The organism is Erwinia tracheiphila, assembly GCF_021365465.1.
Lineage (GTDB): Bacteria > Pseudomonadota > Gammaproteobacteria > Enterobacterales > Enterobacteriaceae > Erwinia > Erwinia tracheiphila.
The window spans coordinates 2,487,587-2,501,354 of record NZ_CP089932.1; the positions used below are offsets into that span (position 1 = coordinate 2,487,587).

Annotated in this window: 9 protein-coding genes and 3 pseudogenes; 6 read left to right on the plus strand and 6 right to left on the minus strand. The window is 49.2% G+C overall.

The genetic code is table 11. The features are described 5' to 3' along the window. Positions 1-83 precede the first annotated feature (83 nt). Positions 84-1,562 (minus strand): PhoPQ-activated protein PqaA family protein, encoded by a 1,479-nt coding sequence (locus LU633_RS13140; protein WP_016169695.1) that lies wholly within the window; start codon positions 1,560-1,562, stop codon positions 84-86. A 143-nt stretch (positions 1,563-1,705) separates the two neighbouring features. Here LU633_RS13140 and LU633_RS13145 point away from each other — a divergent pair, with 143 nt between their 5' ends. Beyond that, on the plus strand, positions 1,706-2,746 hold the full coding sequence (locus LU633_RS13145; RefSeq protein WP_046371813.1) for an IS481 family transposase: 1,041 nt from the start codon (positions 1,706-1,708) through the stop codon (positions 2,744-2,746). Between the two features lie 70 nt (positions 2,747-2,816). Here LU633_RS13145 and LU633_RS13150 read toward each other — a convergent pair whose 3' ends face one another. Together LU633_RS13150 and LU633_RS13155 are read right to left on the minus strand one after the other, a co-directional pair. Further along, positions 2,817-3,416, minus strand: a complete 600-nt coding sequence (locus LU633_RS13150) for a recombinase family protein (RefSeq protein ID WP_016169696.1) — start codon at positions 3,414-3,416, stop codon at positions 2,817-2,819. A gap of 78 nt (positions 3,417-3,494) precedes the next feature. Next, positions 3,495-4,145: pseudogene (locus LU633_RS13155) on the minus strand (Tn3 family transposase); the annotation flags it as partial. A gap of 194 nt (positions 4,146-4,339) precedes the next feature. On the opposite strand from LU633_RS13155, the gene LU633_RS13160 reads away from it, so the two are divergent. The 4 genes and pseudogenes from LU633_RS13160 (at position 4,340) to uspE (ending at position 8,399) form a co-directional block, all read left to right on the plus strand. Beyond that, positions 4,340-4,675 carry a hypothetical protein gene (locus LU633_RS13160; RefSeq protein WP_052734695.1) on the plus strand — a complete coding sequence of 112 codons (336 nt, stop codon included), beginning with the start codon at positions 4,340-4,342 and terminating at the stop codon, positions 4,673-4,675. 8 nt (positions 4,676-4,683) lie between these two features. Beyond that, positions 4,684-5,909 (plus strand): annotated as a pseudogene (locus tag LU633_RS26215) (IS91 family transposase). A 406-nt stretch (positions 5,910-6,315) separates the two neighbouring features. Next, positions 6,316-7,071 (plus strand): FNR family transcription factor, encoded by a 756-nt coding sequence (locus LU633_RS13170; protein WP_016169698.1) that lies wholly within the window; start codon positions 6,316-6,318, stop codon positions 7,069-7,071. A 380-nt stretch (positions 7,072-7,451) separates the two neighbouring features. After that, positions 7,452-8,399, plus strand: coding sequence for a universal stress protein UspE (gene uspE / locus LU633_RS13175; protein WP_016169699.1), 948 nt, complete (start codon positions 7,452-7,454; stop codon positions 8,397-8,399). 105 nt (positions 8,400-8,504) lie between these two features. Here the strand turns inward: uspE and pntB are convergent, their stop codons facing one another. The 3 genes and pseudogenes from pntB to LU633_RS13190 form a co-directional block, all read right to left on the minus strand. Beyond that, positions 8,505-9,893 (minus strand): Re/Si-specific NAD(P)(+) transhydrogenase subunit beta, encoded by a 1,389-nt coding sequence (gene pntB, locus LU633_RS13180; protein ID WP_016169700.1) that lies wholly within the window; start codon positions 9,891-9,893, stop codon positions 8,505-8,507. Between the two features lie 10 nt (positions 9,894-9,903). After that, entirely contained in the window at positions 9,904-11,436 is a 1,533-nt protein-coding gene (pntA, locus tag LU633_RS13185) for a Re/Si-specific NAD(P)(+) transhydrogenase subunit alpha (RefSeq protein WP_016169701.1), read from the minus strand. Positions 11,437-11,664: 228 nt separating this feature from the next. Beyond that, positions 11,665-12,432, minus strand: a pseudogene (locus LU633_RS13190) (IS5 family transposase). Positions 12,433-12,752: 320 nt separating this feature from the next. Between LU633_RS13190 and ydgH the strand changes: the two are divergent. After that, on the plus strand, positions 12,753-13,706 hold the full coding sequence (gene ydgH, locus LU633_RS13195) for a DUF1471 family protein YdgH (protein ID WP_016169704.1): 954 nt from the start codon (positions 12,753-12,755) through the stop codon (positions 13,704-13,706). The last annotated feature ends 62 nt before the right edge of the window (positions 13,707-13,768 follow it).

Sequence of the window (13,768 nt, forward strand, 5' to 3'; positions counted from 1 at the left end):
AAGCGATAATATGAAAAAATGTAAACCCGGCAGCTGTGGCTACCGGGTTTACAAACGTGAATTGTGGTTGTGACATTACTGTTTCACAGATGTGGGATCAGTCCCCGACCAGGAAGAGTCTGACAGGCAGCCCCTGTCGACGGGGGCGCAGTTTCCGGATATTTTCCGTCTGGCGTGATATACACCTGTGTTGTGGCAACATACCCATCGCTGAAAGTTGCTTCAACGTAGGTTGCCTGCCATCCGCTGTCTGGGATTATCAGCGGGATGCTGAACTTCTCACCGCCGCCAGTCGGACTGACGGGGGCTGAACTGTATTTAACATCGCACGCATAGCGAAAATCCCTTGCCGCTGGATTCTTAGCTGTCCACTGTAAAACGGCTGCCGGCTTCTCTGAGAAACTGACCGTCAGCTCTTTTCCGCCGTTTTCGCCGTTCTGTATTTTTTCTGTAATCTCAGGAAGCTTTTGCTGCCCCTGAAAACGGTTAACAAAGATGATCAGCGACTGCTCCGCAACGGCCAGAATTCCGTTATGTGTGGAGTTCGGTACAACCCGCAGGGATTTCGAGCCGGGTAACCGATCATAATAAAAATGACTGTTGTCAGGCACATAGAAATCATCACCGCTGGCATTAATAATATATTTATCAATATTAAGGCGGTTGCCCATATCAGTATTCAGATAAGTAAGCGGGTCTTCCAGCGTCATCAGACTTGCAAATCCATCCGTATCAATCTGCTGGTCAACACCCTGTTTATAATAGGGATAAAAGGCTACTGGCCAGTTTTTACCGTACGACTGATACATGTGTTCAAGAGATTTTTTAGTATCCAGCAGGTCCATAACGAAAGGGACAACCGCATCGACGTCAGGGTCCGACAGCGCTGTCAGCCATGCGGCCCATCCACGTTTGGAGACGCCGGTGACAATGAATTTAGTGATGTTCTGGTGTGTCAGTTCTTTCTTTGCCAGCCTGAAAGCCTGCGACACCGACGCAGCCATTGGAATATGGAGGGATGCGTTCTGATATTTCTGAGTATCTCCGATAAACAGTTTCCAGGAATATGCCACACTGTCATCTTCGGCCAGCGGTGTTGTAACCCCCTGATAACTGAGAACCTGATTAGGAACGTTACTGACAGATATCACAACAGTTCGTGTAGCGATCGCAATACGTGAAAGTTCTTCCTCACTGAAGTTTGTGGGTATCACAGGACTGCCTGAACCATTATTGTTGCTGCCGTTATTGATAACAACAAGTGCATTATTTTCTCTGGCTGAATCAGGAATATATATATCCACCCCGTTCTGCCAGCGTTCCGGAGATACGACGCCTTGCGGGGACCACACCTGTGAATTCAGGTTATACCTTTGCAGCATAACCCCGGGGAGTTGTTTTTTTTCCAGGAGAGAATAATCGAGAGGAAGTGCCGCAAGTGATATCCGGTAATCAGAAATGACGTGAGTCAGATTTGTATTTTTATACTTTTCTCCAGAAGACAACGCCAGACAGGCTGGCGAGATAAACAACATGGCAAGACATAATTTTCTGATTTTCATCATTGAATCCTTTTATGGAAAAATAAAATTCATTCATCACATGTATTAGTCGCGACTTGATCTGACACTGGACCTTGAAAGGTTGAGAGTTACCGGTTTTGATATGGGTGTCTAATCCTTAAACAAAACGCGAGGTAACTCTCATGATTCATACTAACAATCCCATCATCAAACACAAAGCCGGCCTGCTCAATCTCGCCGAAGAACTCGGTAACGTATCAAAAGCCTGCAAGATCATGGGCGTGTCACGCGACACGTTTTACCGTTATCAGGAACTGGCTGCTGAAGGCGGCATCGATGCGCTGATTAACCAGAACCGCCGCGTCCCCAACCTGAAGAACCGCGCCGACGAAGCCACTGAACGCGCTGTTGTTGAATATGCCGTTGAGTTCCCGGCCCACGGGCAACACCGGACCAGTAATGAGCTGCGTAAAAAAGGCGTGTTTATCTCCGGTAGCGGCGTGCGCTCCATCTGGCAACGGCACGACCTGGAGAACTTCCGTAAACGCCTGAAGGCACTTGAGGAAAAGGTCGCCAGAGAAGGCATCGTGCTTACCGACGCTCAAATCGCAGCGCTGGAGAAGAAGGCCCACGATGACGAGGCCAGCGGAGAAATCGAAACTGCTCACCCGGGTTATCTCGGGTCGCAGGACACCTTCTACGTGGGCAATCTGAAAGGTGTGGGTCGTATCTACCAGCAGACGTTCGTGGATACGTACTCGAAAGTGGCACACTGCAAGCTGTATACGAGTAAAACGCCGATCACCGCCGCAGACCTGCTCAATGATCGCGTACTGCCGTTCTACGAGGCTCAGGGACTGCCGATGCTGAGGATCCTGACCGACAGGGGAACGGAGTACTGTGGTAAGGTGGAGCAGCATGATTACCAGCTGTATCTGGCCATCAACGATATCGACCATACAAAAACGAAGGCGATGTCTCCGCAGACGAACGGCATCTGCGAGCGCTTCCATAAAACTATTTTGCAGGATTTTTATCAGGTTACGTTCCGTAAGAAGTTATACGAAGACCTGGAGAGCCTGCAAACGGATCTGGACAACTGGTTGTGGCATTACAATAATGAGCGAACTCATCAGGGAAAAATGTGCTGCGGGCGTACGCCAATGGCCACGTTACTTGATGGTAAACGAGTCTGGGCAGAAAAAAATCTGAACCAGATGTAATCTGACAGACACCTGTATAAATAACCGGTAACTGTCAGATCAGGTCTGAGCTAGTACACATCACAGGCTACTAACCATCATGCCTCATATTAACCCTGGCCTTATCCCGCAAACGAATAACAGTTTGCCGTGAGGTGCCGAACTCTCTGGCAACAGCGCTAATGCTTGCTCCTGCGTTAATACGTTCCAGCACAGCCGGTTTCTGCTCTTCATTGAAGGTCGAAGGACGTCCGAAGCGTTTTCCTGAAGCTCTGGCTCGTGCAATACCTGAATGTGTGCGTTCAAGAAGCAAGTCACGTTCGAACTCGGCCACCGCTGAAATCACCTGCATGGTCATTTTTCCAGCCGGGCTGGTCAGGTCCACGCCGCCCAATGCCAGGCAGTGAACCCGAATGTCTAATGCCGCCAGTTGCTCCACCGTTTTTCTTATATCCATCGCATTACGTCCCAGGCGATCCAGTTTGGTGACAATCAGCACGTCACCATTTTCCATACGATCAAGCAGCCGGATAAATCCAGCCCGCTCACTGGCCGCCACCGATCCACTAATGTGTTCCTCAACCAATCGCTGAGGATTGACGGCAAAACCAGCCACCTCAATTTCCCGGCGCTGGTTTTCAGTAGTCTGTTCAAGCGTGGAGACCCGGCAGTAGGCAAAAACTCGTGACATAGTGAAAATTTCTGTACGGAATGGATGTACGAATCATAATGCATGTCCGAAACTAATTTCACTAACTTTCGTACACCATCAGGCGGCCAATGCCAGCCGCTGATCCATGTTCAACTCGATACGGCCATACGGATTAACATGGTGGTATATCAATGGCGTCAGACCACGCCAGTCTTCTTCGGTCATTCGCTGACGCCAGGTCGGCTCCGAGAGCACATTCTGGATCAACAACGTATTGATGTAGACCAGACTGATTTGCAACAGGTGTAATGAGAGCATAGATAGCTCCTGATCCGCAGTCCGGTTGCTGGTGAATTCTCCGTGTTCGCCATAAAAAATAAAATTATTGGCGCTGTTCCAGTTTTCCACAACATTGAGACCCGCATTAATTTCGCAACGTAGCGACTCATCATGCAAATAACGGCAGAGGAAGATGGTCTTAATCGCTTTGCCCAACTCAGCCAGTGCCTTATAGGTTGGATGCTGGATGTTATTGCGGGTGAATCGCCTCAATATTGCCTCGGGTTCGGCTGTTCCGACTTTAAGTGCCGCTGTATATTTGATTATTTCGTCATACTGCTGTGCAATCAGTTCGCAGTCGATCCCCCGGGTTAAAATCGGGGTAAGTTGCGGGTACAACGATGCATCCTCCTTTTCACACACATACAGTTTCTGTCGGGCGATAGCTTTCAGGCGCGGCAATAAATCGAACCCCAAAACATCGCTGAACATAGCGCCCTTACAGGGCGAGCGTCACGGCTCTGCCGTTCCGAGGGTGTTCATGACCGGCTCACAGCTTTATACTCTGCGGTATGTTAATTTCTCAGGAAATCATTCACATTGCCCGTAGCAAAGCCCCCAGAAAGCGTAAACCCACGCCCTCGTCCCGACGCGCTATACCCGGATATCCTAAGCGTTTTCTGGTGTCCATTCCGCCCCGGAGCGATTATGACGACCCCGACGAGTTTTTTTACGACACTCCGCAGGATGCCATTCGTCACTGTGTCCACCTGGGGCCACAGTTTTTCCTCGATACACACTTCGACCCGCCTCTCGTCTGCATCATCCGCGGCTTTGAGCCGCCTGACTCACCCGACGGCGATGTCGTCCTTGAGTCCATGCCAGCCGATGTGTTTATTATCGCCACAGAATCCGGCATGCTGCCGGTGACCTTCGCTCCCTGGGATAAACACACCGACAACTGGGCCGATGACTGTGACGACTGGCACTATAATACCGGTGCCACTGCAGAGCGATAATCCGCCGCATGTATATCCCGCGCCCGGCAAAACTGCTGTTCACCACTGATGACGCCTGGAACCGGTATATGGATAAACACGGGGACACCCTCAGCCCCTGGACCGTACTCTGCGTCGAGCGCATGCTCGCCTGCGGCACTGCTGCCATGGGGGTGAAGCGATACTGCTGCGCCTCCCCGGACTGCACCCACACCCGCTTCTTCTGCCAGACCTGTAAATCAAAAGGCTGCAGCTCCTGCGGACATAAGGCCACGGAGCAGTGGATTACAGAGCAACAGCAAATTCTGCCCGACTGCGACTGGCAGCATATCACCTTCACCATGCCCCATCTGCTGTGGCCCTTTTTCAACAATAACTGGCCTCTGCTCAATGCCCTGTTCCGCGCAGCCACCCGCGCCATGCTCCGCTGGGCCAGAAAACAGGGTGTGGAAGTCGGTATCTTCTGCGCCCTGCACACCTACGGTCGCCAGCTCAACCAGCATCCCCACATTCATCTCTCCGTCACCCGCGGCGGGCTTGATATTAAACACGGCGTATGGCGCGACCTCTTCTTTAAAAAGCATGCCGTGGAGGAAATCTGGCGCGGAGCCGTCATCCGGCTGCTGCGCCACAGCTATGACCTGATTAACCCCGGCAGGCTGCCGGGGCTGGGGCATATCCACGACAAAAAACAGTGGCTGCGCTATCTGCAGGCGCAGTACGGGCGCCGCTGGAAGGTCCACTTCGCGAAGAAGACCCGGGGGCCTGGCGGAGCGTCAAATATCTGGGCCGGTACCTGAAACGGCCCCCCGTGTCGGCGGCGAAGCTGAGGCACTACAGCGGCGGCGCGGTGGTGCACCACTATTACGACCACCGTACGCAGCAGTACCGGCAGCAGACGCTGACGCAGGAAGATATGATCGGACGTTATATCAGCCATATCCCGGCGAAGCATTTTAAGATGGTGCGTTATTACGGTTTTTTATCAAACCGTAAACGGGGTAGCCTGCTGCCGAAGGTGTATGAAGCCCTGGAGATGGAAGCGCGGAAAAAACCGGAGAAGCCCGGCTTCGCCGCGCTGATGAAAGAATTTCTGCGCACGGATCCGTACAAATGCATTCTGTGCGGCAACCGACTGCGCTTCAGCAGTGCGCAGGCCGGGAGGCACGCGTCGGAGTTGGTGGCAGAAAGACTGCATAACATCGACCGGAAACGGTCGGTATCGGACAGCCATAACGGTGCCGTCCGAAACTAAGCAAAATGACTTTCGGACGCGTCATCCCATTCGTACACCATTTTCGGACAATTAAGTGTCTCAAACGAAATGCGGTTAAAATTTAGTTATAACAATGAGTTATTATAGATGTCGCATTTTTCAGCTTCGCTCCCACTAGGCCTATTTGTTACTGATTTCCTGGAAAGAAGCGATTCTCACAATATTTTTTACAGCAGCAATGCAAAGAGTTTATGTAATTGCGATGCAATATTATTGCAAAAAAACCGAAATGTTAATTTTCTGATAAAATTTAAAAAGAATGGCACTAAGTTCGATATAAATAATTTGCCAGAGACCAAAATTATACCGTGACGTTTCCTTCAATCAGGAAAAAGTGATAAAATTGACTTTAATCAATAATCAATAATCAATCGAGTCCATTACTATGATCACTGAAAAACGAGTTTTTAGCAGGCGTATTCAGTCAGGCGGTTGTGCTATTCACTGTCAGGATTGCAGCATTAGTCAGCTTTGTATTCCCTTCACGCTGAACGAGCATGAACTTGATCAGCTGGACAATATCATTGAGCGTAAAAAGCCCATCCAGAAAGGTCAGACATTGTTTAAAGCAGGCGATGATCTAAAATCACTTTATGCCATTCGTGCCGGTACAATTAAAAGCTATACCATCACCGAGCAAGGAGACGAGCAAATTACCGGATTTCATCTGGCTGGCGACCTGATTGGTTTTGATGCTATCAGTGCAGGTGTTCACCCCAGTTTCTCTCAGGCACTTGAAACCGCAATGGTTTGCGAGATCCCATTTGAAACGCTGGACGATTTATCCGGAAAAATGCCAAGCCTGCGCCAACAAATGATGCGCTTAATGAGCAGTGAAATTAAAGGTGATCAGGAGATGATCCTGCTGCTTTCTAAGAAAAATGCTGAAGAACGCCTGGCGGCATTTATTTATGGCCTGTCCCGCCGTTTTGGCGAGCGAGGTTTCTCCCAGCGTGAGTTTCGTTTAACCATGACACGGGGTGATATTGGTAATTATCTTGGTCTTACCGTAGAAACCATTAGTCGCCTGCTTGGGCGTTTTCAAAAAAGTGGAATGCTTGCTGTAAAAGGTAAATATATTACTATTGAAGATCATGCTGTTTTATCTCAGCTGGCTGGTCAGAGTCGTGCCATCGCATGATGCAGCATTAAAATGATATTTTATTAATATCTGTCCATATTGAAATTCTCGAAGCACTATTTACCCTCCTCATTTGAGAAAGGTTTCATACTGAGTTTGTTTCCACGCAGGCTCAGCCTTTTTATAAGCGATTTGAGCGTATTTATTTAAAATACTTTCTGAATAAAAACCATTATCTAGTGTACTGCCAAATATTAAATATAAATAATCGATTAATTTTAAAACTCACTACCTAAAAGTAACTAAATGAATCTGTTATGCCAAAGTTGGCATTCGGTATTGTTCAGCAGCGCGACACCGCCGGATTCTCAATAATTTTTTCCTTCTGCCCGGCCTGTGATTGCGCTATCTTAAAGCAGTCTGCCTATGGAGAATCTGTTATGGCCAAATATCAGAACATTCTTGTGGTTGTCGATCCTGAACAAGACGATCAGCCAGCACTTCGCCGCGCCGTTTATCTGAATCAACGACTTGGTGGACGTATTACTGCGTTTCTGCCTGTTTATGATTTTTCTTATGAAATGACCACCCTGCTTTCGCCCGGAGAGCGCTCGACGATGCGCAAAGGCGTGGTAAGCCAGCGTACAGAGTGGATTCGCGACCAGGCTAAAGCCTACCTTGAAGCTGGAATTGCCATTGATATTAACGTTATCTGGCACAATCGCCCGTACGAAGCGATTATTCAGGAAGTGCTAAATGGTCAATACGATTTGCTGTTAAAGATGGCTCATCAGCACGATCGATTACAGGCGGTGGTGTTTACCCCTACAGACTGGCATCTCCTGCGCAAATGTCCTTGTCCGGTATGGATGGTTAAGGACCAGCCCTGGCCAGAGGGTGGTAAAGCAGTGGTCGCTGTTAAACTCGCGAGTGGAGAGCCCCATCACGATCCGCTCAATGTAAAACTGGTTCAGGAAACGCTTGAACTGGCTGAACTGGTAAATCACACAGAGGTCCATCTGGTGGGTTCCTATCCTCCGACACCGTTTAATATTGCTATTGAGTTGCCTGATTTTGACCCCAGCGTGTATAATGATGCGATACGCGGTCAGCATCTGTTAGCCATGAAGGCACTCAGGCAGAAATTCGCCATTGATGAAAAGTTCACGCATGTAGACAAAGGGTTGCCTGAAGAGGTCATACCCGATCAGGCTGCACAGCTTGACGCAGGCATCGTGGTATTAGGAACAATAGGCCGCACCGGCCTGTCCGCTGCTTTTTTGGGTAACACGGCGGAACAGGTTATCGACCATCTTCGCTGCGACCTGCTGGCTATAAAGCCCGATGGGTTTGTTTCCCCCATCGATCTTGATCAGGAAGATAACTGAAGCGCGTCTAATACGGACTTTTAATCTGAAACCAGGATTGTTCTGCAATAAAGGCCCCGATACAAACAGGGGCCTTACCTCATTTCGAATCGTCAAAAGTAGTCGTTATAATGCTTTCAAAATAGCCTCGACGGTTGCCTTTGCATCACCAAACAGCATTTGTGTATTTTCTTTGAAAAACAGTGGATTTTGCACACCGGCATAGCCGGTATTCATTGAGCGTTTAAACACCACAACATTTTGCGCTTTCCACACCTCAAGTACTGGCATACCCGCAATCGGGCTGTGTGGATCGTCCTGCGCAGCCGGGTTGACAGTATCATTCGCCCCAATGACAAGCACGGTATCAGTCCCGGAGAAATCATCATTGATTTCATCCATTTCTAACACGATATCGTAAGGGACGTGCGCTTCTGCCAACAGTACGTTCATATGCCCCGGTAAACGTCCTGCAACCGGATGGATGCCAAATCTGACCTTCACGCCATATTTGCGTAGTTTCTCGGTGATTTCAGCAACAGGATATTGGGCCTGCGCCACAGCCATACCATAACCGGGAGTGATAATAACCGTCTCAGAATTCTTGAGCAGTTCAGCTGTGTCCTGAATGTCAATTTCACGAAACTCACCTGTTTCTGCATGTTCGCTGCTTACACCGCTTTCAGTGCCAAAGCCACCTGCGATGACGCTGATAAATGAGCGATTCATCGCCTTACACATAATGTAAGAGAGGATCGCACCACTTGAACCGACCAGCGCCCCCGTGACGATAAGCAAATCATTACTCAGCATAAAACCTGCCGCTGCCGCTGCCCATCCAGAATAAGAGTTAAGCATCGATACCACTACTGGCATATCCGCCCCCCCGATCGAAGCCACAAGATGCCAGCCGAAAGCCAGGGCAATAAGCGTCATGACGATGAGCGCAAAAAATTCTGTCCCCCCGTTCTCCGTGCGAACAAAAATAATTAACAGGCAGAGCGAAACTACCAGTGCAGCAAGATTAAGCTTGTGACCATGGGGCAACATCAGTGGCGTGGACGAAATTTTGCCACAGAGCTTGCCAAAGGCGACCAGCGAGCCAGTAAAGGTGACGGCACCAATGAAAATACCGAGAAAGACTTCTGTAAAATGAATATTTTCAAGCACTGAATCCAGACCTGGAGCGTGAGCAAGATAGCTGTTGAAACCAACCAGCACTGCAGCAAGCCCTACAAAACTGTGCAAAACGGCAACCAGCTCCGGCATTTCGGTCATTTCAACTTTTTTTGCCAACCTGATTCCGATCGCAGCACCGATCACCATTGCCACTATCACCCAACTGATATTGCCGCTGTCAGGACCCAAAATGGTTGCCAGCAGCGCAATGGTCATCCCGCTAATGCCGAATAAATTACCTTGTTTAGCCGTTTCGTGCTTCGACAAACCCGCCAGACTGCAAATGAAAAGAATTGCGGCAACAATGTATGCTGCTGTTACTAATCCACCAGACATTCATTACCCCTTATTTTTTGCGAAACATTTTCAGCATGCGTTGAGTGACGGTGAATCCGCCAAAGATATTGATGCTGGCAATCAGTACGGCGATAAAGGACAGGAAAGTGACCCAGCCACCGTCATCGATTTGCAGCACTGCGCCGACAACGATAATGCCGGAAATGGCATTCGTTACGGACATCAACGGCGTATGCAGTGCATGACTGACGTTCCAGACAACGTAGTAGCCAACTACGCAGGAAAGCGCGAATACGGTGAAGTGCGATAAAAAAGCGGGTGGCGCGACATTGGCTAACCAACCAAACAGCACTATTCCCAGCGCAATCAGTACGTATTTTTGTAAAGTCGGCATTGGTTTTTTATGCGGTTTTTCCGGCGGCGTTACCGCAGCAGAGGCGGCTTTTGACGCAGCGGATACCTGAACAGGGGGCGAAGGCCAGGTTATTTCGCCCTCGCGAACCACTGTGACAGCGCGAATCACCACATCATCAAAATCAACGACTATTTCGCCGTTTTTCTCTTTACAAAGCAGCCTGAACAGATTGACAAGGTTAGTGCCATAAAGCTGGGAAGCCTGAGTGGACAAACGGCTTGGTAAATCGGTATAGCCGATTATCCTGACGCCATTATCAGAAGTAACCACGCGATCTGCTACGGTCAATTCACAGTTGCCGCCGTTTTGTGCTGCAAGGTCAACAATGACGCTGCCTGGCTTCATACTGGAAACCATTTCGGATGTGATGAGCGTTGGCGCCGGACGACCGGGGATTAAGGCCGTAGTGACGATGATGTCTACATCTTCAGCCTGAGCGGCAAAAAGATCCATCTCAGACTTGATAAAGGCGTCGGACATCTCTTTAGCGTAGCCGTCACCACTGCCTGCCTCCTCCTCAAAATCAAGCTCAAGAAATTCGGCACCCATACTTTGAACCTGTTCTTTCACTTCAGGACGGGTATCAAATGCGCGGACAACAGCGCCAAGGCTGCCCGCAGCACCAATGGCCGCCAGACCAGCCACGCCAGCACCGATAACCATTACTTTTGCAGGAGGAACCTTTCCTGCGGCGGTAATCTGTCCGGTAAAAAAACGGCCAAATTCGTGCGCGGCTTCCACGATGGCCCGGTAGCCAGCAATATTGGCCATCGAACTCAGTGCATCCAGAGACTGGGCACGGGAAATACGTGGTACTGAGTCCATCGCCATCACGGTAATGTTACGCGCGGCGAGTTTTTCAAGTAAATCCGCATTTTGTGCAGGCCAGATAAAACTAATCAATAAACTGCCTTCACGAATGCGCGCTATTTCATCGTCTGCTGGAGCATTCACCTTCATTATAATTTCGGACTGCCATATGCTGGTGTCGTCAGAAATCGTTGCTCCGGCAGCAAGGTAAGCAGCATCTTCAAAGTTCGCCAGCTTTCCTGCCCCGCTTTCAATAGTGACCTCGAAGCCCAGCGCCAGTAGCTGCTCAACCGTTTTGGGCGTTGCAGCAACTCGCGCTTCATTGGGCAGTCGCTCTTTGGTTATTCCAATTAGCATAATATTCCCTTCATCAGAGATGAGATGATAGTGGTCTTCACTGTCCAGACCATTGGCCCGGCAGGACTAAAATAATCTGTTATAAACTACTTAAAATATGAATAGCGATCCAGCTATTGCAGCTTTGGGTTTTCATTTTCTTATTTAAACAACAATTTAAACACAATTAATAAGCCAAATTATTATTAAATAGTTAATTTTTCATATTTAAAATGTTAGATGATATTTTTATTGATTATAATTAAGAGCCTGTCTCAATATGACTTTATTCCAGACAATAAGACCACAGGAAAAATGCAACAGGGCCCCGTCATTCTCAGACGTCTTTTCCCGTCGGGTCAGGGGCCGGCGAAACCGGTTCATCCGGCTGTGCGTCCTCCCGATGACCCGGCGACGGGCACTGAAGTTCGTGGTTTTACTGGCATCTCATTCCTCTTTACGGGGCGGGATATAAGGCTCGTCACGACGGCTCAACCGGTCTGTTTTGCCCGGGTACCCAGTCTGAAGAGCACCGGGTGTGTCCGCCACCAGTTTGATGTCATGCCTGTCTGCTGCTGCAACGACCCGTGGCAGAGGAAGCCCCCCGGCATCTGTCATCAGACTGGGCTTTACGCCCTGTTTCCCTCTGTCCGTGGGGTTGCGTCCTGTTTTTTGTCCCTGACAGCGGTGATGTTGTCATACCCCCATCCATGAGCAGTCCGTGCCGTCCGGGTGCTCACAGGCCAGTGATCCGTTCTGCCAGAAACGCCCGAAGACACCTGCGCCTCTCCGTTCCTTGAAGCGCCGGGGCGCAGAAGCTGATGAACCTATCCCGGTGGCATTGAGTGCATTCCACTGACAGGCTGTGCTGGGGACGAAGAAAATGGCGTTCATTGCGGCCCGATTATCAACACGTTTTCGGCGTGTACCCGGAGGATGGCGGGTTTTGTGTTCCGGGATAAGCGGAGCGATTTTGTCCCGGAGTTCATCGCTAATCTGCCCTTTACCGCCTGCCATACTTTGCCCTCAGATATGACCGGGATGCATTATACGATAACGCCTTTTGGGACAGAATCTAAATTTAAAGATTTTAAATAACAACAGGTTGAGTCTTTAGATGTGTAAATATGAAGACCTGATAATGTTAATATTAATAAAACCTTATATTTAATATTTTTTAAAAAAATAATAGCTATTTTTTACCATCCATTAACCCTTGACCAAAATGGCTGAGACAGAAGACATTGTTACATGCAATAATCGGCAGCTAATCCGTTACACATCAACAATCCAGAACGTTTTCGTACCCATTTTTGCGTAAGGCAAAGGATTATTTTATGAAGCTGAAGATTACCATTCTGGCATCGGTACTGTTGTCGCTTACATCAATAACCGCGCATACAGCTCAGGAACTGCCCCCTGAAAAAGCATCTGCCCTTGAACCGTTTGATCGTATCGCTGTTTCAGGCCGCTTCAACTCTATTGGTGATGCGGCGGCGGCAGTTTCGAAACGTGCCGATGAGCTGGGTGCTGCCGCCTACTATATCCAGGGAATCAATGATACGAATGGTAATGGTGGAAACTGGCGTGTGGTTGCCGATCTTTATCATACCAACGCACCCGCAGCGCCAAAAAACAAAGATCGTGTGATTAATGGTGTTCGCGAATTGTTAAAAAATGAAGCCTTTAGCCTGGAACCCTACGATACCGTCAGCCTGAGTGGTTTTTATCGCAGCCAGCCAGATGTGAATGATGCTGTCACTAAATTGGCGAAATCTAAAGGCGCCGCTTCTTTTTATATCATCCGCCAGGTTGATGCCAACAGCGGTGGTGGCAATCAGTACATTACCGCCTACATATACAAAGCGGATGCGCCCAAACGTAAAGTTCAGTCACCTGATCTGATTCCGGCTGATTCTGAGGCAGGAAAAACGGCGCTGGCAACGGGTGGCGCTGCCTCTAAAACAGTGCAAATTCCCGGCGTGGCTTCGTCTGAATCACCCAGCACCAAAGTCGGACGTTTCTTTGAAACCCAGACGACAAACGTTGAGCGCTATACGGTTAAAACGCCGGGCGGAAAAAGCGTGCAGGAGCTTAATGCCGTCACTGCCGCACAGATGCAGCCATTTGACAGTGTGACCTTCACCGGTCATTTCGGTACGCCCACTGAGGTATCGGAAGCGGTTGGCCGTGCCGCGATTGCCAAAGGAGCGAAGTATTATCACATCACCCGTCAGTGGTCGAATCAGAGCGGTGGCAACATCACGATTTCTGCCGATCTTTTCAAATAAAAATGAGCCCGGAGGTGCAGGCCTCCGGCTTTTGAGTTTTATGCTGTAACGGTACTTCTTGC